Source organism: Anabaena sp. TISTR 8404, from assembly GCF_056847745.1.
Window position 1 is genome coordinate 3,381,978 of sequence record NZ_CP180578.1, and the last position, 22,068, is coordinate 3,404,045.

Genomic DNA, 22,068 nt, shown 5'->3' on the forward strand with positions numbered 1-22,068 from the left:
TTAGCAAGTCCTATTACGACGTTGCTGAATAGGGGTAGTAAAAAAATTAGTTTGTTTTATTTGATAGATAGGAGTAAGTCTGATTGCGAATGGCGATCGGCCAGTGTTGATTTTGCAACCTACCCTGACACCTAATGAGTCTGAATGTCCAGCAGGGGGTTTTTGCTCTTTAGGTGTACCAAATTTAGAAAATTAGATTTCCTAATTAAGTCACTACCATTTCCGAAAAATACATAGAGCAAGCAAGGCAATACTAGTGCAAATTAATAATTAGATAAATACATTTTTTTATCTGCTGATTTTGCTGATGAGGTGCTAGTTAATCAAAATCTAGTTTCATCTTGAAAGAGATACCACCAACGCGGTTAACAGTTTCGCTATTAGGTACAACTTGCCAACCGAATCTTTGATATAAATGCAAAGCAGGATTTGTGCTTCTAATACTGAGTGATATGGCAGGGTAAGATGTTCTGGCTGCGGCGAGTAAATGAGTCAGTAATTTAGTACCCATACCTTGATTTCTGTATTCTGGGAGGGTTGCGATCACTAGTTCAGGTGTGCGATCGTCAACATAGCCATATCCTGGATTTTCCCCAGTCAACAACCTTATCCATGCGGCTCCTACTGGTTGACTGCTACTTTTATAGATAGCAACGAAACCTAAATCATCTTTCCGTCCCCAGCATTGAACATACTTAGCTAAATCAGGATTATTCATCACATCCTGTAGTGTTTTACCTTCTGCTTGTATATGCGCCGCTTCGCATAGCATTTGCCATAAAAAAGGTTCATCTTGTGGCGTGAGGAGACGAATAAAATAATCCATATTCTCAATTTTGCTAAGGGTAGAATGCTGCGATCGCTAAAAAACATACCATCTATTTGTGAACGTGTATGCAAAAACCCCTAGATATTAATATCAGGGGCCTACGTCAATTAAAATTTTTCTTTTTTACATCGAAAGAATTAAGACTTGCTGGCTACTGTTGGTTGCTCTAAATAGCCATAAACAATTCGAGATACTTGACTGATGAAATCTCTCGCTTTTAAATCATTAAAAGGTCTTCTCACAAAAATTCCTGCTAAATAGCGCTTACCAGATGGCATTTGAATAATCCCGGCATCACCCAGTACAATTCCCAGAGTTCCTGTTTTGTGAGCAATTACAGCGCCTTTACCCAGACCAGCTGGTAATAACTTGGTGTTATGAACACGCTGCATAATATCCAAGACTTTGCCACGACTGGAATCAGTCAACAAGCGATTGTTAGCAACTAATGCTGACAGTCTGACTAAATCTTTGGGGCTGGTTTTATTAGTACCCTTGAAGTCGCCTAAGAGATTTTGAATGTAAGTATTTTGCAAACCCCAACTGCGGAAACGCTGATTTAACTTAGCCTTACCACCCAATCGGTCAATAATCATATTGGTAGCAGTATTATCGCTAATGGTAATCATTTTAGTCATCGTTTCTAACAGACTAAAACGACTGCCAGCACGCTTGTATTGAAATTCTCCTGAACCACCAGTTATTAAGTCACGCCGCATAACTAAGGTTTCATTGAGTTTAACTCGGCCGGCATCGACTTCTTGAAATAGCGCTACCAAGATGGGAAACTTGATTGTACTAGCTGCTGGAAAAACTTTCTCGCCATTTAAATCTAGATAGTTACCTGTATCTAAATCTAAGAAGAACATTCCTGGGTCAAGGGAACGATAACGAGATGCCAACGCTTGCACCCGCGATCGCAATTGTGGTAGTTCCTTACCTAAAGGTACAACTCCAGCAAACAAAGAAACATCACTCACTGAAACAGGAATCTGCTCTTCACTAGAGGAAGCAACAGTGTTATCTATGGGGTTCGCAATGCGTTCTAGCGATGGAAATTTCACCATCCAATGAGTAGAAGAATCACCTTGAATCAGCAATTTTCCAGGGTCTACGGTATATCCTGGTGCCAATTCAACTACTACCCTTGTCGTGTTAGCATCAACTTTCCCAACGCGAACTTCCCGTACTGTTGAACCAAAATTTTGCCGAACTGTATTTTTATTCAGTTCTGTACCAGGAAGATCAATAACCAGCCGCGTGGGATTTTGAATTAAAAATGCTCTCGGCTTAACACCAGAGTTGGTAGTAATGTTGAGTTGATTTTGCGCGGTATCAAAACTCCAAGATTCTAAGCGAGATGCTCGTGCTGGAGAAGAAAGCAGGACAATACTGACAACGCTAAGCAGAAATAAGCGTAATCTCATGCGTGTGATTATTTAGAGCGACAGTTGAATTTACTTGCACCAATTTTCGAGGCTGTCCCGGTTGATCCGGAATAAACTCGAATCATAATTCGTGGCAAATCCTTACGTCAAGACACGCAAACCACAGAATAGTTCCTTTACCAAAAATTTAATTAGGAATCAGGGAAAAAATTGGGACTGACAAGTATAGGTTTCTGAAGTTATTTCCTGAAAACTTTTTATTAGGACGTAAAAAATGATGAATGTTACGTATCAAGATTATTTTTGTCAAAAAGCTCTAGTCAACGGTCAAAAATCAAGTGTTTTTGAACTATTGACCATTGACCAGAAGAGGTAGGGGAGCAAGAGAGAAAGATTTTGAATTTCCCTGCCAACAGGGATTCAAATCTATGTCATGGGGTTTTAGCCTGAAGATAATTCACTCAATGGTGTTGGCAAACCATCAATGCTGATAGTGTTTTTCTGTTGTTGATATTCCCGAATTCCTTGTTCCCCTTTTTTATTAGCCCAATCTACTAATATCTGGCGTTGACCTTGGTATTCGTAAAGTGGAACGCCAAAACCACAGGAAGTTTGCACACGCTTAATATCAGCGACGATAATTTGCCGTGTTCCTGGTAACTGAGGAAACACAGAAGATATCAAGTCCCAATCAGGGGAACTTGGTAAAATTACGTATCCTGTACCGTAAAGTCGCAAAATGCGTGGTGCGTCAGTAAAGGCGCAAAACATTAAGGTGATGCGACCATTTTCTTGAAGATGGGCTGAAGTTTCGTTACCACTGCCTGTTAAATCTAGATACGCTACTCGGTTGGGTGATAAGATGCGGAAGCAATCAAGACCTTTGGGAGATAAATTAACGTGACCTGTAGGACTGAGCGGTGCAGTACCTACAAAGAAAAGGTTTTGAGCCGCAATAAATTCTTGCAATTCTTCAGTTATTGAGTCGAATAGTTTAGCCATAGACGCTCAAGAATAAAATGTTGATGGTTGACGGTTGACTATTAACAGTCAGCCGTCAAGCTATATGGGCGATCGCTTATACTCTAACTCGATCGCTTCTAGACCAGTGCTACAAACTTGTATGATTCTGGGCGATGCCTGACTGTTGCAATTTCTTATTAGTTATTGATTCCAGATAAAATGGTTTGTCGCAAAAGTCAAGCAATAAAATTAGAGAATCTATTAGCTGGGTATTAGCAGATTGACGAGGATACACATACAGAAAAAGCAAGGTTTTGAGCTAGTTATTCTTTGAGCCAGTAACAACATATCATGTCATCAAAAATAAACTTAAATTGACAAAATTTTTTATCTTGTATCTTCCTTATTGATAAGATATATCATTTAGTACCGGAAACTGATAGTCTAACTGTAAAGTTGTCCATTTAGTTCTTAGAGATATTGCCCATGTATAAGTTGTTTGAAGCAGGTGGCGTAGTTATGTGGCCGCTGCTGGCGTTTAGTGTGGTGGGAATAGCCTTAATTATTGAGCGAGTGCGTTTTTGGTATCGGATTAATACCCGACAAAACCGTGTAGTTAGAGAAGTGCTGAATCTCTACCGCCTCGATAATGTTGTTGGTGCGTTAGATAAATTGCAAAAGAATGCAGATTTGCCTGTAGCACGCATTTTTTTAGCTGCACTGCAACTAGAAGAACCAACCCCAGAAGAATTTCGTCTCGCACTAGAAAGTGAAGCTCAAGCCGAAATCCCCGTTCTCAAACGGTTTCAAAATATTTTTGACACAATTATTGGTCTTGCACCACTTTTAGGTCTATTGGGTACTGTATTGGGATTGATTGTTTCTTTTGCATCACTAAACCTAGGTGATGTGGGCGGTACAAAAACCGCAGGGGTAACAGCAGGTATTAGTGAAGCGCTGGTATCCACAGCTTCAGGATTAATCGTAGCTATTTTTACACTTTTATTTGCCAACACCTTTCGAGGGCTATACCAACGCCAAATTGCGGCAATGCAAGAATATGGTGGACAATTAGAACTGCTCTATCGCCGTCGCTATGAACGAGGAGACAGAACCTATGCGTCTACAAGATGAGCCAGATTTACCACCACAAATCAACATCGTACCGATGATTGATGTGATATTTGCGATTTTGACATTTTTTATTATGTCAACACTGTTTTTAACTCGCTCAGAAGGTTTACCAGTTAACTTACCCAAAGCGGCGACAGCCAGACAGCAGCAAGTTCCTGCCAAAATTACCATCACAGTAGATAAAGATGGAAACGTGAGTGTCAACCGCCAACCAACTACTATTGATGGTTTAGTAGGACAATTGCGTACCTTGGTAGGCGATAACCAAGAAGCATTAGTGGTTGTGAATGCTGATCAACAAGTTGCTCATGGTAATGTAGTGGCGGTGATGGATAAGGTACGACAAATCCCAGGGGCAAAGTTGGCGATCGCAACTCAAAAGCCTTAGCTAAAATTAGTCATTAGTCCTTTGTCAATACAAATGGCTAATGACAATCTCAACCTGCCTCCTGCTATAGTTGCTACCAATATGACGTGAAGAATAACGAATGTCGTTTTTTGGTAGAGCAAGTTAATATATAATCGATAAAATTAATTTTATGACTCTCGTGGTTTTCCAGCATTGAGGAAAACTCATTAGCATTTACCAAGATTGACTATATAAGTAATTCCCCACTTTCCAGTACCAGCGCTGTCTACCATGAATACGTGAGAGTCAATTGTAATTAAGCGAAATATCGGGGTTAACTTAGTAAAAATTTTTATGCAGTCGCGCCTGTCAGATAATGATCTGCTGCTTAAATCCCGATTGCCCAAATCCCTTAAATCCTAAAGGCAAGCAATTATGCCAAACTTGTAGCACCCCTTTGGTGCCACTGTTAAGAAATCGCTTCCGTGTGATTCGGGTACTTTCCGATGAGGGGGGATTTGGCAGAACTTATTTATCAGAAGATACCGATAAACTCAATGAACTTTGTGTAATTAAGCAATTAGCGCCGAAATTTCAAGGAACTTGGTCGCAGAAAAAAGCAATGGAGTTATTTGCAGAAGAAGCCAAGCGATTGCAAGAACTTGGCGAACATCCGCAAATTCCCACACTCATTGCTTACTTTGAACAAGATAAATGCCTTTATTTAGTACAACAGTTTATTAATGGGCAGAACTTATTAAAGGAGTTACAACAGCGCAGAGTTTATAAAGCGAATGAAATTCAAGCAATTTTACTCGATTTATTACCTGTACTCAAATTCATTCACGATCGCGGTGTCATCCACCGAGACATTAAACCAGAAAATTTAATTCGCTGTCGTTATGATGGGCGCTTAAGTTTGATTGATTTTGGTTCTTCTAAGCAATTAACCGAGAAAGTCAAAAATAAAAGTGGCACATCCATTGGTTCTCACGGTTACTCCCCACTAGAACAAATCAGAGACGGTAAAGCTTATCCAGCTAGTGATTTGTTTAGTTTGGGGGCTACCTGTTTTCATCTACTAACAGGAATATCGCCTTTTCAATTGTGGATGGAACATGGCTATGGTTGGGCGAACAATTGGCGGCAATATTTACGTAGTCCGTTGTCTCCAGAATTGGATAACGTGATGAATAAGTTGTTGCAAAAAGACTTAAGCCAACGCTACCAATCAGCCGATGAAGTTATCAAAGATTTGATTCCCACACTACCACGCGCCCTACCAGCCGCAGGCCAGTCATCGGGAAAATTCCTTGTGACTCAAGTGACTCCAAATTCAACTTTTTCATTTAAATATGCTTTTATCAAAACTTTGGTCTTAGCGGCTGCTTTCATTTTGTTATTCGGATTTAGTGATTCTTGGTATCAACAATATCGCCAGATTCAAGCTAGTTTGTTATCGAGACTAAAGCCGCAAAATAACAGTTCTACTCATAATGAAGTTGTTTTCGGTCAGTCATCCAATGTTCCGACTAGAAATATTTCCTTAGCTAATACCCTCACAGGTACAGCAAAATTTGTTGTATCTGTAGCCATCAGTCCCAATGGACAAACAATTGCGAGTAGTGGTGAGGGAGAACGCATCATTAAAATGTGGAATATTGCCACAGGAAAAGAAATATTAACTCTCAATGGACATTCGCAAAAAGTAAATGCTGTAGCTATCAGTCCCAATGGCAAAACTTTGGTGAGTGGTAGTGATGATAAAACAATTAAAGTCTGGAATTTGACTACAGGTAAAATCGTCCGCACATTAGAAGGACATACTGATTCAATTCAGGCACTAGCTATTACTCCTAATGGGAAAATTTTGGTGAGTGGTAGCGATGACAACACTCTTAAAATGTGGAATTTAGGCACAGGAAAGTTAATTCGCACACTCAAAGGACATAAATTTTGGGTGCGTTCAGTGGCTATTAGCCCAGATGGTCGTAACTTAGCCAGTGGTAGTTTTGATAAGACAATTAAACTTTGGCATCTCTACCAAGAAGACCCAGCCCGCACACTCAAAGGAAATGCCAATACAATTACATCAGTAGCTTTTAGTCCTGATAGTACTACCTTAGCCAGTGCCAGCCGCGATCGCACCATTAAACTTTGGGATGTCGCCTCAGGTGAAGTTATCCGCACCTTAACAGGCCATACTAATAGCGTTACTTGTGTCGCTTTTAGCCCAGATGGTATGACCTTAGCTAGTGCCAGTCGCGATCGTACCATCAAACTTTGGAATTTAGCGACTGGGGAAGTTATCAATACCTTGACAGGCCATACAGATACTGTGACATCCGTCGCTTTCACTGCTGACGGTAAGACTATTATTAGCGGCAGCGAGGATAATACCATTAAGATTTGGCGAATATCACAGTAAGCTGGCTACGGTGCAAATACAAGTCGAAAAATTTCATCACCATATCCCGCTTGGAACTAAAGTTCCAGGCTAATAGCAAAAGTCCACTTCAGTGGACTGGAATACATTTCTCTTTGAGTCCTCTATAGAGGACTTGTGCTATGAGACTCAGAATTCATTCCGAGGCGGGGCTTAGAATATGTCTGCACCTTTTCGCGTCTCATAGAGATTAGGGAAAGGTTTATTCAATTGATTTTAATTGATGGAATCAGCGATCGCGTTTTATACTTGAAGTCCCAGCCTCAGAACATGAAAGTTAAGCCTTTGAGGTCGAAGTTTGAGGTTCTGAGGCTGACAGTTGAGCCTTTGAGGTTGAAGTTTGAGGTTCTGAGGTCGAAAGTTGAGCCTTTGAGGTCGAAGTTTGAGGTTCTGAGGCTGAACGTTGAGCCTTTGAGGTTGAAATTTGAAGTTCTGAGGTCGAAAGTTGAACCTTTGAGGTTGAAATGAGAGTGCGATCGCATCACCTTTCAGGTTATTTTGGGGATAAATGAGCGATCGCACTTAACAAAAGACAATTACAATACCTTTAGCATTCTTCTTTGCACCTTTGCGCCTCTGCGCCTCTGCGTGAACCTTAAAATTTTAATTTCCAAATATAATGTCATCGAGAATTGATATAGTCTTGCACCAGGCGACTAAAGTCACGGCTACACAGGCAAAACCAGCCTATCCAGGTTTCAAACTCTTAATTTTGCGTTAGTCCGCCTGTGCGGACTAGGTTTGTATAGCCGCGAATTCCATTCGTTAGGGAGGAGTGCAAGACATAAGTCCTTTAGCCTCCTGCAACATCCGCAAATCTGCCTATACTAGTCCGATATAATAATGAGTCATTCTTTGTTTTCCTAACTGGAGAAACCAATGGGTCGCGCCAAAAAGGTTGTCTTAGCTTATTCAGGTGGTGTAGATACTTCTGTGTGCATTCCTTACCTCAAGCAAGAGTGGGGTGTGGAAGAGGTGATTACTCTCGCAGCAGATTTAGGCCAGGGAGATGAATTAGAACCAATCAAAGAAAAAGCCCTCAAATCCGGTGCTAGTGAATCTCTGGTGATTGATGTCAAAGACAGCTTTGTTAAAGATTACGCTTTCCCTGCTATTCAAGCGAATGCACTTTACGAAAATCGCTATCCGCTGGGAACTGCCCTTGCTCGTCCCTTAATTGCCAAGATATTAGTAGAAGTAGCAGAAAAATACGGTGCTGATGCGATCGCACATGGTTGTACTGGTAAGGGTAATGACCAGGTACGCTTTGATGTTTCCTGTGCTGCCTTAAATCCCAGCCTCAAAATTTTAGCACCGGCGCGGGAATGGGGCATGAGCCGCGAAGAAACCATCGCCTACGGGGAAAAGTTTGGCATTCCTGCACCTGTGAAAAAGTCTTCGCCTTACAGTATTGATAAAAACTTGCTCGGTCGCAGTATTGAAGCGGGTGTGTTGGAAGATCCAGCCGCAGAACCCCCAGAAGAAATTTATCAGATGACGAAGGCGATCGCCGATACCCCCAATGAACCAGAATATATTGAGATTGGTTTCGTCAAAGGTATTCCCACAACTATCAACGATGCAGCCAAAAACCCCGTTGAATTAATTGAAACACTCAACGAGTTAGCAGGCAATCATGGCATCGGTCGCATTGACATGATTGAAAACCGCTTAGTCGGAATCAAATCACGGGAAATTTACGAATCACCTGCAATGTTGGTGTTAATTCAAGCACACCGTGATTTAGAAAGCCTCACTTTAACCGCAGATGTTACCCAATACAAGCGCGGTATTGAAGACACTTATACCAAATTGGTTTACAACGGTTTGTGGTACAGTCCTCTGAAAGCTGCCCTGGATGCTTTCATTCAACAAACTCAAGAACGCGTCTCTGGAACAGTGCGGGTGAAACTTTTCAAAGGTAACGCCACCATAGTCGGTCGTTGGAGTGACAACACACTTTATACCCCCGACTTAGCCACCTACGGCGCGGAAGACCAATTTGACCACAAAGCAGCTGAAGGCTTTATTTATGTTTGGGGTCTCCCCACACGCATTTGGGCGCAACAAGATAGATAAGCTGAATAATTTGCTTAACTAAATTAACGTGAGTTCGACGGGTATGAAAACCCCTCTCCAAACCTCTCCCCCACGGGGGGAGAGGCTTTGATAACGAAGAATATTTCTGCCCATCTCCGCTTCGGAGAGGGGTTAGGCTGACAGGTGTAGGTTTTTTACGTTCTGCCTCAAAAACGTTGATTTGGGGTGTAGGGGTATGCAACTCCAATTAACTCATGATTTTTAGAGTCATTACTCATCAAATTATGAAAAACCTACACTTGTGAGGAGGGGTTGGGGAAGAGGTTAAAACAGGCTTGTTGAATTCACGTTAAATTAAACATAACCCTTGTAGGGTAGGCAAAATGCCTACCCTACAAAAAGCATCCCTAATTTGGCAACAGATTTTACTCTTACCTTCTACCACCCATAATCTCATCAACTATTAATAAACCTGTTGCTAAAACCAAAGGTAAAAAGTAGTATACGCCGCGATAGGCCAGCATTGAACCCAAAACTGCCGCCGCAGAAAATTTAGCTGAAAGAATTAATAAAATTACTGTTTCAAATACACCCAAACCACCAGGAACATTACTAACAACACCTGCAAACATTGCCAGTAAATAAATTCCTAAAAAGTCTAAATAAGATAAAGGTGTGCTATTAGGTAATAAAGCATAAAGAACTGCTGCTGCCAATATCCAGTCAAGACTAGAAATAATTATTTGAATCAGGGATATCTGAAAAGATGGAAAGCGAAATTCATGATTGCGAATAATTAATGTTTGTTTAATAGCAAAACTGCCGATTAAATAACTCATAATTAAGCCGATAAATATCACACCAATAGGACGCACGGTGTTAAATGGCAAGTGTAATGGCGTAGGAATTTTGAGCGGATTAATCAAAAAGACTAATCCAGCAACAGCAAACATTCCCAACCAAAAAGTGAAATTAACAAAAGCAATGATTTGGGCGATCGCAATTCGTGATACTTGCCATCTAGAATAAAAACGATAGCGAATAGCACTACCAGTCAACAAAGCAAAACCGACAGTATTGCTGAAGCTTGAACTAATAAAATTAGTCAAAGCAATTTTTCGCCAGTGCAGGGAACGATGAATGTAGGCAAAGCCCAAAATATCGTACCCAACCATCACTAAATAGCCGAAAGCTGTTAACCCAATTGCCCAAATCAAACGCTGTTTGGGAATTGCAGCGATCGCCGCCAGAATATCATGATAATTATACTCGCGTAGTTCATGAGCGATCGCCCATACAGAAAGCGCCAGCAACAACAAGCCAAAAACAGAACTAATGTTGAGTCGCAGCTTTTTCAGCATTCTTTAAATCCTATTCGCAAATTTTCCATTAACTTGACACAGCATTGTCATATCGCAGGCTTAAGCTCTTGATGTAAAACCATCAAATTTTAAACAAGTAATGTAGCAGCTTTCCATGACGGATGATGACTGTTTTGAAGATGCCTTAGTTGGTTACTCAATTCACCTGCGGCGAGGTGTAAATTTACAAGTTTGCTATAGTCCTGGTGTAACTCCGCCGATAGTTTTTATTCACGGCGGAATGGGCAATCATTTTAACTTTAGAATGCAGTATGAATTTGCTCAAAATCAAGGTTGGGAAGTTCTCGCTTATGATTTAGCTGGACATGGACAGTCTAGCCGTTACTCGCGCTATTCTATTGGGCGACATTGCCGAGATTTAAAGCGATTGTTGCACAAATTTGACATCAATTCGCCTGTGTTATGTTGTCATAGCTATGGCGTTCCTATTGGTTTAGAATTTGCCCAACATTATCCAGTGAGTGCAATGATTGCCATTGCTGGTGGTACTCACGATTTAGCACCTTGGTGGGAAATTCCCCTGATGAAGTTGATGGCTTGGGGTGGGAGATATCTTTACCATTTACCGAGTGTGCAAGCCTTCAATAACTTCCTCGCCACTTCTTACCGTCACAGCGTTATGGAACGGTTTTTTGCCGAAAACCCAGTACCAACTGATTTTGATGCTTACAAAGCCTTAGAAATTTTTTGGGACTATAACTTTTTTGTCCGTCATACACTACCGCAGAATTTGCATATTCCCACTTTAGTAATTACTGCGGGAAAAGACCCTATGTTTACTCAAAAAATGGGAGATGAGTTAGCGAGTCACTTTGTAAACGGTACTCATATACATTTTGCCCAAGCCGGACATCTGGTAATGGCAGAGTGTGCAGAGTTAGTGAATCAAGCGATCGCAGATTGGTTAAACCAACAAGTATATTCTTAATTTCTCAATATGAATTACAAAAAAATCCTACTACTAATTTCGGTATTAACTTTAGTTGGCTGTAAATATTCCCAAGGTGTAGCCGCTAAACCACCACAAATAACCGCTTTCCACCTACCAGCACAGCCAGATGCTAAAGCTTTAGCGACTCCCCTCACCTACAAAATTGAATCCTACGATAGCCAAGTTATGGGAGGAAAACGCACCTATGGTGTATCGTTACCCCCTGGTTATGAACAAAATCCCCAACAACGTTACCCCGTAATTTTTCTTCTCCACGGTGGACACGGTGAACCTCTTGATTGGTTTAACGACAAAAAAGGACAAGCACTCAAAACGCTAACAAACTTATACACGACAGGTAAATTACCACCCAGTATTATTATCACGCCCGATGGTAACGACAAACGCGGCTCTAGTCCCTATTTTGATCCCCAATATATCGATGGCCCCAATGGTAAAGTTGCTACAGCAGTGGGATATGAACTGGTAAAACTAGTGCAGAACCGCTATCGCACCCTACCCAATCCAGATTTTTGGGCGATGGGTGGATTATCTTCTGGTGGTTGGGGTGCAATGAATGTCGGATTGCACAATTTGCAGAACTTCTCTATTTTATTTAGTCATAGTGGTTATTTTAAAGATAAAAGCGGCCCGCAAAATAGCCCGATTATATATATCAAAACTCTGCCACCGCAAGCAAAAAAAAGACTACGAATTTATCTAGATTCAGGCAAATCTGATACCGAAGAATTAAATGATGCTCAAGAATTTTCTCAAGTTCTGAGCCAACAAAAAGTTTACAATTTATTTCGACAGTTTCCTGGCAGTCATACTTGGCAATATTGGCGGGAACACTTAGCAGATTCTCTGACCTTTGTAGGTGAGCAATTTCGGATTGCGGAAATCGCCCATGCTGCTGATAATGTAGGCGTTAAGCAGCCAAAAAATCAACATAATCATTAATCTTGCTGGCAGTAGTCTTAAATTTCGTTATCGATTAATGTGAACAACCAGATCCCCGGCTTCTTAAAGAAGTCGGGGATCTGATCCTCTTGATTTCCCAGCTGATAAATATATGAAAATTTCTAAAATTTTTCTGGGTTTAGCAGGTGCGATCGCTATTCTTACTGGTGCAGCATATTACTATGTTTTTGTATTAGGTGCGCCCCAACTAGATCCACCCCATCAACAAGCAGATACAGGCTTAAAATTTCAGTTAGAAACTTTCAATTCTAAAGCTATGGGTACAGTCCGCCAATATGGCGTAATTTTACCTCCTAACTATCAAAAAAATCCCCAAACTCTCTATCCAGTTATCTTTTTATTACATGGTGGTCATGATGATGCTCGTGCTTATGCTGATAAATATGCCATCATGAGTGTGTTACATGAATTGTATAAAAGTGGCAAATTACCACCATCAATTATAATTACGCCAGATAGCAATGATAATCGCGGTTCCAGTCCTTTATATGACCCCGATTATTATGATGGGCCGAATGGCAAAATTAAGACTTTAATTGGTGCGGAATTAGTTCAAGTTGTGAAGTCACGCTACCGGACTCTAGAAAAACCAAAATTTTGGGCGTTAGGTGGTCTATCTTCTGGTGGATGGGGAGCCTTTAATATTGGGTTACGCTATCTCAACAACTTCAATATATTATTTAGTCATAGCGGTTATTTTACCGATAACAGTGGAGCGCAAAATAGTCCGTTACAAATAGTCCAACAGTTATCAATTTCTGATAGAAAGCGACTACGTGTATATCTTGATGCAGGCTTGAATGACCCTAATTTGTTGGCTTCTACTCAAGGTTTTCACCAAGTCTTAGATAAGTTAGATATTGCTAATGTATTCTATGCTTTTCCTGGTGGTCATGGTTTATCAGGTGCAGATGTTGGCTGGAATTACTTTCACAAGCATTTGAAAGATTCTCTTTCTTATGTAGGAGAACAATTTAAAAGATTTAAAAAATAATTAAATGAAGATTTACGCCGATAAAACATACTTATTTAAGATGACTAACAACTTAAAAACTCGAATTGGACTTTGGAGTGTAGCTGTCCTGACAGGGTTAGTCGGAATAGTAAATCTTCTATCCGCAGTCACACCGAACCTCTATGGACGTAATCATTGGCTAAAAGAATTTTTACCGTTTGAAATTCGGGCTACTGGTCATATTTTTGCAGCATTAACAGGCTTTGTTTTGTTGACATTAGCGACTAATTTATTGCGCCGCAAGCGGGTGGCTTGGCTGCTGACAATTAGTTTACTAGTCATATCTATTTTTAGCCATTTAATCAAAGGCTTAGATTACGAAGAAAGTATATTATCAGGTATTTTACTGGGGCAACTAGTTCTGATGCGCCATGTTTTTACAGCTAAATCAGACCGACCCTCAATTGCTAGAGGTGTGCGAGTATTGGTTGGTGCTTTGCTGTTTACTTTGGCATACGGAACAGTTGGATTTTATTTATTAGATGGCAAATTTACAGAAAATTTTAATTGGAAAGATGCCATACTTCAGACTTTGGCAATGTTTTTTACTGAAGATAATTGGGGATTACAATCAAAAACTAGATTTGGTGAATTTTTTGCTAATTCTATTTATATTATTGCTGCCAGTACGATTACTTTTGCAGTAGTAATGCTGTTGCAGCCTGTGTTTTTGCAGAACTCTGCAACTTCTATTGAGCGACAAAAAACCAAAGAAATTGTTGAAAAGTATGGTTGCTCGTCTTTAGCAGCAATTACCCTTTTAAATGATAAAAGTTACTTTTTTAGCCCTTCTGGTAAGAGTGTAATTGCTTATGTACCCAAAGGTAGAGGTGCGATCGCCCTGGGAGACCCCATTGGCCCAATTGAAGACCGTCAAGAAGTAATTGTGAGTTTTCAGCAGTTTTGCCAACGTCATGATTGGTATCCTGCCTTTTATCAAACTTTACCTGACGATATCGACCTTTATATTTCTCTGGGATTTAGGATACTCAAGATTGGCGAAGAGGCGATCGTTGACTTGAAAAACTTTACTTTACAAGGTAAGGCGGGTAAAAACTTTCGCCCATCAATTAATCGGTTAACAAAACTCGGCTATCAAGTTAGTTTTTATCAACCACCAATCGCCAATGACTTGTTACATCAACTGAAATCTGTTAGTGATGAATGGCTAAAGATGGCGCAAGGTTCCGAAAAACGCTTTTCTTTAGGATGGTTTGACGAAGCTTATCTGCGTAATTGCGAAATTGCTGTTGTGCATACTCCTGATGGTGGGATTGCTGCTTTTACCAACGTTTTGCCAGAGTATCAGCTAAATGAAATTACGATTGACATGATGCGTCATCGTTCGTCCATTGAAAACGGGATGATGGATTTTTTGTTTATTTCTCTGCTTCAGCATTTTAAAGAAGAGGGCTACGACACTTTTAATTTTGGACTTTCCGCCTTGGCTGGAGTTGGTGAAAATCCAGAGTCACGCCGCCTAGAGAAAGGTCTGCACTATCTTTACGAACATCTGAACCGCTTCTACAACTTCCAAGGCTTACACGCCTACAAAGACAAATTTCGCCCTAGTTGGGAACCCCGTTATTTGGTATACCCTAGTTTAACGGCCTTACCCGATGTAGTTGTAGCATTGATTCGTGCCGATTCAGGCGATCGCCTCCTCGATTATTTCAAACCAGGAGCCTAATTTCTTTATTGATTGCTCAAAGCATTGAGAATACTGGGTTTCTCCTCAGCACTTTGCTCTACCGAGAAATTCTTTTAGCGTCGTAACTCACCTCCTTTGGTTTCTTTTACTAACGAATATTGACTTCTTGCAAGTCATTTTCAAAAGGCGCATTGATCAATTTATTTGTATTTTGTTTAGGAGAAGCTAGATCGAAAGCTAAATTTTGACTTTGAGTTTGCAGACGTTGTTTTTGAGTATATTCTTGTAGTTTAGTTTGAGCTTGAGCATATACTTTGGTGTCTTTAGGAATTTGGCGCAAAAATTTAACAGCACCATCAAAATCACCAAAAGCTGCTTTTTTATAAGCATTTTGTAAAAAGTAAGCGGCTCTAATCTGCCGTTTTTGATTGTACTCAGCTAATTTTTTCTGCACTATAGCGCCAGCCGAACTTTCTTGGGGAATTTGGCGCAAATACTCTAAAGCTGCTGAAAAATCTCTAGCTTCAGCTTTTTCATAAGCCTTGGCAAGTAAACTTTGTGTTTGTGTTTCGATATTAACTCGTGCTTGTTGAACGAGTCTGTCTGTTTTCGATTGCCAATATAAAATGTCTGGAACTTTAGTAGCAGTCTTTAATACATCCGACCATCTACTTTCATTCAAGGCTTGTTCTGCTAATAAATATTGTTCCGCAGCTTGCAGCCATTGTTGTTGCCATACTTCGATTGTGGCTTGTGCTTCTGGGTAAACATTGCTGTGGGAGGGAATTGATTTAGCTAGAGCGATCGCACCTTGCAAATCTCCAGCTTGATAGTTTTCTGTTGCTTTATATAAAGTTTCAGTTTCTGAATATGCCGGAGAATTATTTAGTAAAGAATATACACCAAATCCCATCAACAAAGAATTAGCCGCCAGTCCGACTTTCATCCCTGTCATGATTGGAGATAATTTGTCAGAGGTTGGATTTTGCCGAGTCTCATCACTCGTACCAACCATTGATGATGACTCTTGGTATTTTGTTGGCAAAATTTGCGATGGCTGGGTTTCTCGTCTCATTTGTTTGAGTACACGCAGCACCTCACCCGCAGTCTGAAAGCGTTCTTGAAAATCATAACGGATCATTTTGCTGAGAATAGCAGCTAAATAATCATTAACCGGAGTGTTTGGCGAACGCCAAATAATTTCATTAGTATGAGGATCAACTTTAAATTGTAGAGGTTCTAAACCTGTTAACGCTTGGATAGCAATCATACCCAAAGCATAAATATCACTGTTGGGTCGTGTTTGCCCAATAAATTGCTCTGGTGGAATGTAACCCAATGAGGTGACAGGAATCCAATCGATTGGCAATTCGGTATCTAGAGAAAACTTAACAGACTGGATAGAACCAAAGTCAATTAAAACCAGTTTGCCATCAACACAGCGTCTAATTAAATTTTCTGGTTTAATATCACAATGAATGACGCTTTGAGAATGCACAAATTCTAAAATTTTCAAAACATCCTCTAAAAATTCTACAACTTCGCTTTCCGTCCAAAGACATCCCCATTGTTGATTAATTGGTAACTCTGCTGTTAAATCATGACCTTCCACAAACTCTTGTACTAGATAAAGCCGCTCATTTTCTTCAAAGCAGGCGATGAGTTCGGGAATTTGCGGATGACTACCCAAACGTTTGAGAGTCTCCGTTTCCGTGAGAAAATGTAGCCTTAATGTGTCTAAATAGCTGGTTTGGAAGTTGCTAGTTTTCAGCTGTTTCACAACACATCTAGGGTTTTCTGGGTAATCTATGTCTATAGCAGTATATGTCTGCCCAAATACACCTGCACCCAGACTTTCAACGATTTGGTACCGCGATTGTAGTACTTTACCGATCATGTAGTGGCTCATAAGTTGGTTACTTAGTAAGTCCTCCTATAACTTTTCTGACATCCACCCATTATTTCCGGAAGCCCTTGAAAATAAATCACTACAGCTTTGATTACCGTCATCCTAGCTTGTTAATTTTTACGTATTTTCATCAACAAAATAAAATTGTTTTGCTATTTGTATTACATATACATATAAATTAGACTTTGAATCTGGAATATTTTCCATAGTATCGAGAAACTAGCAAATGATGCAGTGTTTTCACGATCAAAATATTAGCCCTGGCTTTTACGGTTTCCAGCAGTTAACAGAAGTAGAATCTATATTATTGACAATAGATGAATGAGAAATCAAGGTGACTTCACCTTTGTCATGAAAAACCCAATTGGTAGTAGGGATAATTTTGCGCAGATTTGATTTCAATTGTGATAGAACAACTAATTTATCTGCATTAGACTGCGTTAAAATTGGTAAAGTCCGAATATCTGACCAAATCACATCTGCACTCAGAAATGCTTCAGGAGTGGGAGGTAAACCACCTCGTCCTGTAAAAATTAAATTACTATTTTGTGTATTACCATCAATATCTGTAGTTGTCCCTTGACTAGCGATCGCCTCACAAAATGAACCACTGGAGATTAGGTTTAGGGGTGAAAGAACTTCGCCGTCAGCGTCAGCCGAACGCTATGGGGTGTAAAGGCTTTGGATACATACACCCTTACACCCTTGATTTTTCGTCTCTGGAGTTATTCCTAACCAATAAATAAGCAAAAGAAAAAGGGTTCCTTACGAGGAGAGAAGGAACCCCTGTGCGTATTTGCGTAAAAAATTTAGAACTCTGCAATCAACGTAATCCAGTTTATGAATTATCCCTGTTTTTCAGGAATGCAACTATGCTACAGGAGCTTTTTGCTTCCGCTTCATCCACAAACCCATAGCACCAGCAACTGCAACACCAGCAGTAGAAACAGGTTCAGGTACAGATGCAGATTTGATGGGGAGTTGTCCAGCAACTATAGAACCAGAAGTAGTGGAGAATACTACACTACTGAAAAGACCATCAGTTGGGCCATTTCCAGGTGAGCCTGTAAATCCAGGAGCAAATACCACTCCTAAACTGGCTGTTTCTGAACCTGTTGATGCAGCGACAAAATTGGTAAAGCGAAGACCATCGTTAACAGCTATACCAGTGTTACCAGCGATCGCACTAGAAAAGGTTTTCAAAATATTGTTAGAAGCATCCCGTACATTTACGAGCCAACTGGTCAAATTGACTTGTGTAGTAGTTGGTAGTTGGGCTACATCTACTGTATAAGTTCCATCAAAAGAGCCATTCTGTAAAGCTAGAGCTACTCCTGTTGAACCAGGAAGTGCTAGGGATTCAAATTGCCCAGAAAAATTGAAGGTTGCAGCATTGGCAGGAGCATTGCCTACAGATGCTAACATAGCAATACCAAGGGCAGTAACAGCAGTAGCTTGAGATAATTTTTTGTAAGATTTTAGAAGCATGAATTGAGGTTCTCCAACAGTAGATTTCATAAATTGGGGAGTGCTGACAAAATTTTTGCAAAGTTACTTCTGTACCAGAGAATACATCTCTAGCTATAGGAAGTGGGAAATCACGTAATCGCATCAGTTAAAACTGATTCAAAGTTTGAATCTTTAGCCAATTTCTACATTAGCAAGCTTTGTAACCTCCGTAGTTTTTTCTACGTGATTTTTAAATATTTGCGTAATAATTACACAAATTTACTGAAATCAAAATCATGAGGTTGAATAATTTGTTGTCAATGTCAGTAATGTTTTTGTGACTACGACGGTGATTAAGCTTGCATCTCTAATTGACTCCCTAGTTTAGTGAAGCTTGATTGTTATTGTTGCCTTTGCACATTTCCATACTGTCAGTAGAAAAAAAAAACGGCAATAAAAATGGGAGTTTTTTACGAAAAGATTAAATTCTACTTTCAGTAGTATCTAGGTAAAAATTACCTCGGTATTTGATTCTACAAGGATTTATAACTACTGGTTCCAGAATGGGTGTCAGTAATTACGCTAAATTTACTTAGCGGAAAGTTTACAATCATGGCTAGAGACTTCCAATTAAAAAAATAACCAATAGCTATGCAGGCAGGGGAGCAGGGAGCAAGGGAGAGGGTTTGCAGCTTTTACTACCATGAAAATAGTGCAATTTATAATGACGATTAGCTTAGCCTCTGTTTTCAAGGTGCTACTGAGCTTCTTCATCTTGTTCCAGGGCTTCTGCTTTGTCTTGTAGAGGTTTGACAACTCTGGCGATCGCTTCTTGAATAAATGCTTTAATAAACTCGTCTCGGCGGTTAATTTGAAATTGTCGCTGTACAACCTCGGTCATCCCGCCATCACCCCAATCTTGATCATGGCGAAAATATTCAATAAAACTTTTCCCGGCAATTCGCGTTAAATATGCCGCTGTCACGCCCTGAATTGCTCTACCAATAATAAATGTGGCAACATTCAGCTGCAAAGCTGTAGACACTAATTGAATTGCGCCTTTAACTATCCCCAAACTGGCAATAGTTTTTGCTAACGATAAAGCTAACTCCCGCCCTCGTTCCATGTTTAACTCACAGCCGTAGACTCTGCCAATTTCCACAACCATTTGGGCATTGACGGCGGCTGTGGCCAGTAAATCTACTACTGGTAAGGGTGTAACCGAGACAACACCAGCCCCAATCCACTGAAAGCGCTCGACAATTTTATCGGCTTGACGACGACGCTGGGCATCAATGAGTTTGCGTGCTTCTTCACCTAACCGTAAAGATTGCAGCAAAATGTTATCTGCGACTAAATCTTCGCCTTCCGCCCGCAGCACAGCCGCCATCCGCCGCAGCAACGGTACAATATCCGGTTCTGGTTGATAGAGTTCGCCTGTTTCTAGTTGAGCAGATTGGGGGTTAGCTGCGATTGCCACCACATCGTTAGCCCCAATAAAGCCCCGGACGCGTTCTCGTAACCGCGCTAAAATCACTTCTTTATTTTCGTCTGTGTAGAGGTCAGTTTTGTTGAGAATCAAAAGCGATCGCTTGCCAATTTCTGCTAAACCCCGCAATGGTTCATATTCGGAGCGTCGTAAGTCATTATCTACAACAAATAACAATAAATCTGCGGCTGTGGCCAATTCTCTAGCTAACTGTTCTCGTTCAGTTCCCGCTACGCCTGCTTCTAAAATTCCGGGTGTGTCGGTAATTAAAATTTTGCGTTCCAATCCCTTCAAGCGCAGACAATAAGTTTCGCCTACTGTTGTTGTCCCCATTGGCGCATTTACTTGACCTACCATCCGCCCCATAATTGCGTTGACAAGGGAAGTTTTGCCTGCACTTCCTGTGCCGAACACGACAACTTGAATTTCACCCCGTGCTAAATTGGCTTCAATTTCCCGCGATCGACTTAATAAAGCTTGGCGTGCTACTTCATCTTGAATTTGCGATACTTGTTGGCGCACAGCTTGGAGTGTGGAAGAAGCTGCATCAGATTTAGCTGCCGGAATTTGCGCTGGTGTCACTCGTCTGCGTCCTTGGCGAGAACGTTTTTCGCCAGCCTGAAGCACCAACACGTAATAAACAAAAGCAGCAACTAAACCGCCAATCAAGACAACCAGCAGCAACAGCAGCAAATTGCCCAGCAACGGCGAATAAGACAACTGCCAATAAAGGCGCGATAGGGAATCTATCAGCCACAGGCTCATTGCCAAAATGACGATTAGACCAACAATCAGCGTGACTATACGCGATAAAGGCATGGGTAGCGGTGGTTAAGCTGTGACACACCTAAATTGTACATTTTAGATAGCAGGGGAGAGAGGTGGCAGTTTTCTCCTAATTCGTAGAGCTTGGTCATAGACTTGCTCATCATGAACGCGATCGCTCAAAATTCTTACTTTATAGTTCCTCTAGCTCATCTAATGTCAGTGGTGCTTGGGAACTATGGCGTACATACAACACAAAAACCTTTGTATCTCGAATCGTAAACAGCACTCGGTATATGTTTTTAGATTTTCCGTAAAGAAGTTGGCGGACTGGCTCTGAAAAAATCTCATGTTCAACTGCTAAAGCACAGCGTTCAGGTTTATCTTGTAAAGTAGCGATCGCATTCATTAATCCTCGAAACCAACGATCAGCAAATTCAGGATTCCGCTCTCGATACCATTGATAAGCTTTCTCAATTTGAGCTTCTGCAATGCGTGTAATCTCAACCTGAAATGCCATACTTTTGCTGCATTTGTTGGATGAAATCTTCAATGGGGCGGGTTTGACTTGTGTTCAGTTCCTCGAAGCCTTGCTGAATACCTGCAATTGTCTCTAATTGATCAATCAGCTGGCGTAGTTTGCTGGGATCTATTTTGTCAGGATCAAGAAAGGTAACGAGGACTTGTGATCGCTCATTGACATCTTGCGGTAACTCGTTAAGTTGAATTTGCCCATTCTGATAAATGCCTGGGATGGTTTTGAGCATGAGTTGCAATCAGATTGATAGTTGCTTTTATTCTACATTCTCTATTTGTAGAGCTTGGATATAGACTTGCTCATCATGAACGCGATCGCTCTCTAGATAATTTACACTCAAGGTGAGACCGAATTATTTGCAGCTTCTGTTATGTCTTCTAGTTTAGATTCTTTGCCACCTGCTCTCGCTAAAATCGTCCAGCGCTTTCAACGTGCTTCCGATCCCAAGCGGCGCTATGAACAACTTATCTGGTACGCACAGAAGCTTCCAGAGTTCCCAGAAGCTGACAAAGTACCAGAAAATAAAGTCCCTGGTTGTGTTTCTCAGGTTTATGTCACCGCAACCTGTGATGATGGAAAAGTTGTATTTCAAGGAGAATCTGATTCTCAGTTAACTAAGGGATTAGTCGCACTATTGATTGAAGGTTTAAATGGGCTTAGTCCCACAGAAATTGTCCAACTCACACCAGATTTTATTCAAGCAACTGGTTTAAATGTCAGCTTGACACCTTCCCGTGCTAACGGTTTTTACAACATATTTAAAACTATGCAAAAAAAAGCATTGGAATGTAAGTTAGAGCAATAGT

At 40.7% G+C, this 22,068-nt stretch carries 20 protein-coding genes; 9 read left to right on the forward strand and 11 right to left on the reverse strand.

The annotated features are described in order from the left end of the window. Positions 1–319: 319 nt before the first annotated feature. The 3 genes from ACMX3D_RS14620 to ACMX3D_RS14630 form a co-directional block, all read right to left on the reverse strand. Positions 320–826 carry a GNAT family N-acetyltransferase gene (locus tag ACMX3D_RS14620; RefSeq protein ID WP_482752119.1) on the reverse strand — a complete coding sequence of 169 codons (507 nt, stop codon included), beginning with the start codon at positions 824–826 and terminating at the stop codon, positions 320–322. 140 nt (positions 827–966) lie between these two features. Then, entirely contained in the window at positions 967–2,256 is a 1,290-nt protein-coding gene (locus tag ACMX3D_RS14625; RefSeq protein ID WP_482752120.1) for a serine hydrolase, read from the reverse strand. A gap of 402 nt (positions 2,257–2,658) precedes the next feature. Further along, positions 2,659–3,219, reverse strand: coding sequence for a pyridoxamine 5'-phosphate oxidase family protein (locus ACMX3D_RS14630; protein ID WP_482752121.1), 561 nt, complete (start codon positions 3,217–3,219; stop codon positions 2,659–2,661). Between the two features lie 447 nt (positions 3,220–3,666). Between ACMX3D_RS14630 and ACMX3D_RS14635 the strand changes: the two genes are divergently transcribed. From ACMX3D_RS14635 to ACMX3D_RS14645, 3 genes are all read left to right on the forward strand, one after another. Continuing rightward, a complete protein-coding gene (locus ACMX3D_RS14635) occupies positions 3,667–4,314 on the forward strand; it encodes a MotA/TolQ/ExbB proton channel family protein (RefSeq protein WP_482752122.1) in 648 nt (215 codons plus the stop codon). Then, entirely contained in the window at positions 4,298–4,702 is a 405-nt protein-coding gene (locus ACMX3D_RS14640; protein WP_482752123.1) for an ExbD/TolR family protein, read from the forward strand. Before ACMX3D_RS14635 ends, ACMX3D_RS14640 begins: the two co-directional genes overlap by 17 nt. A 337-nt stretch (positions 4,703–5,039) precedes the next feature. Next, positions 5,040–7,091: a protein kinase domain-containing protein gene (locus tag ACMX3D_RS14645; RefSeq protein WP_482752124.1), complete on the forward strand. Its 2,052-nt coding sequence runs from the start codon at positions 5,040–5,042 to the stop codon at positions 7,089–7,091. A 281-nt stretch (positions 7,092–7,372) separates the two neighbouring features. Here the strand turns inward: ACMX3D_RS14645 and ACMX3D_RS14650 are convergent, their stop codons facing one another. Further along, positions 7,373–7,591: a hypothetical protein gene (locus ACMX3D_RS14650; RefSeq protein WP_482752125.1), complete on the reverse strand. Its 219-nt coding sequence runs from the start codon at positions 7,589–7,591 to the stop codon at positions 7,373–7,375. 397 nt (positions 7,592–7,988) lie between these two features. On the opposite strand from ACMX3D_RS14650, the gene ACMX3D_RS14655 reads away from it, so the two are divergent. Further along, a complete protein-coding gene (locus ACMX3D_RS14655; RefSeq protein WP_482752126.1) occupies positions 7,989–9,188 on the forward strand; it encodes an argininosuccinate synthase in 1,200 nt (399 codons plus the stop codon). Between the two features lie 392 nt (positions 9,189–9,580). Here the strand turns inward: ACMX3D_RS14655 and ACMX3D_RS14660 are convergent, their stop codons facing one another. Next, positions 9,581–10,510, reverse strand: coding sequence for a lysylphosphatidylglycerol synthase domain-containing protein (locus tag ACMX3D_RS14660; RefSeq protein ID WP_482752127.1), 930 nt, complete (start codon positions 10,508–10,510; stop codon positions 9,581–9,583). A gap of 115 nt (positions 10,511–10,625) precedes the next feature. Here ACMX3D_RS14660 and ACMX3D_RS14665 point away from each other — a divergent pair, with 115 nt between their 5' ends. From ACMX3D_RS14665 to ACMX3D_RS14680, 4 genes are all read left to right on the forward strand, one after another. Further along, on the forward strand, positions 10,626–11,459 hold the full coding sequence (locus tag ACMX3D_RS14665; RefSeq protein ID WP_482752128.1) for an alpha/beta fold hydrolase: 834 nt from the start codon (positions 10,626–10,628) through the stop codon (positions 11,457–11,459). Positions 11,460–11,468: 9 nt separating this feature from the next. Continuing rightward, positions 11,469–12,425, forward strand: coding sequence for an alpha/beta hydrolase (locus ACMX3D_RS14670; RefSeq protein WP_482752129.1), 957 nt, complete (start codon positions 11,469–11,471; stop codon positions 12,423–12,425). Between the two features lie 112 nt (positions 12,426–12,537). Next, complete coding sequence (locus ACMX3D_RS14675; protein ID WP_482752130.1) at positions 12,538–13,440, forward strand: alpha/beta hydrolase; 903 nt, start codon at positions 12,538–12,540, stop codon at positions 13,438–13,440. Between the two features lie 40 nt (positions 13,441–13,480). Continuing rightward, positions 13,481–15,151 (forward strand): phosphatidylglycerol lysyltransferase domain-containing protein, encoded by a 1,671-nt coding sequence (locus ACMX3D_RS14680; protein ID WP_482752131.1) that lies wholly within the window; start codon positions 13,481–13,483, stop codon positions 15,149–15,151. A 109-nt stretch (positions 15,152–15,260) separates the two neighbouring features. On the opposite strand, the gene ACMX3D_RS14685 is transcribed toward ACMX3D_RS14680, so the two are convergent. From ACMX3D_RS14685 to ACMX3D_RS14710, 6 genes are all read right to left on the reverse strand, one after another. After that, on the reverse strand, positions 15,261–17,021 hold the full coding sequence (locus ACMX3D_RS14685) for a protein kinase domain-containing protein (RefSeq protein WP_482752132.1): 1,761 nt from the start codon (positions 17,019–17,021) through the stop codon (positions 15,261–15,263). A 267-nt stretch (positions 17,022–17,288) separates the two neighbouring features. Then, a complete protein-coding gene (locus ACMX3D_RS14690) occupies positions 17,289–17,498 on the reverse strand; it encodes a hypothetical protein (RefSeq protein WP_482752133.1) in 210 nt (69 codons plus the stop codon). A gap of 393 nt (positions 17,499–17,891) precedes the next feature. After that, positions 17,892–18,539 (reverse strand): PEP-CTERM sorting domain-containing protein, encoded by a 648-nt coding sequence (locus tag ACMX3D_RS14695; protein ID WP_482752134.1) that lies wholly within the window; start codon positions 18,537–18,539, stop codon positions 17,892–17,894. A 688-nt stretch (positions 18,540–19,227) separates the two neighbouring features. After that, complete coding sequence (locus ACMX3D_RS14700; protein ID WP_482752135.1) at positions 19,228–20,778, reverse strand: YcjF family protein; 1,551 nt, start codon at positions 20,776–20,778, stop codon at positions 19,228–19,230. Between the two features lie 139 nt (positions 20,779–20,917). Next, positions 20,918–21,244, reverse strand: a complete 327-nt coding sequence (locus ACMX3D_RS14705; RefSeq protein WP_482752136.1) for a type II toxin-antitoxin system RelE/ParE family toxin — start codon at positions 21,242–21,244, stop codon at positions 20,918–20,920. Next, positions 21,228–21,491 (reverse strand): hypothetical protein, encoded by a 264-nt coding sequence (locus ACMX3D_RS14710; protein ID WP_482752137.1) that lies wholly within the window; start codon positions 21,489–21,491, stop codon positions 21,228–21,230. The genes ACMX3D_RS14705 and ACMX3D_RS14710 overlap by 17 nt, the downstream gene beginning before the upstream one ends. A 141-nt stretch (positions 21,492–21,632) precedes the next feature. Between ACMX3D_RS14710 and ACMX3D_RS14715 the strand changes: the two genes are divergently transcribed. Beyond that, positions 21,633–22,067, forward strand: a complete 435-nt coding sequence (locus ACMX3D_RS14715; protein WP_482752138.1) for a SufE family protein — start codon at positions 21,633–21,635, stop codon at positions 22,065–22,067. Position 22,068: the final 1 nt, after the last annotated feature.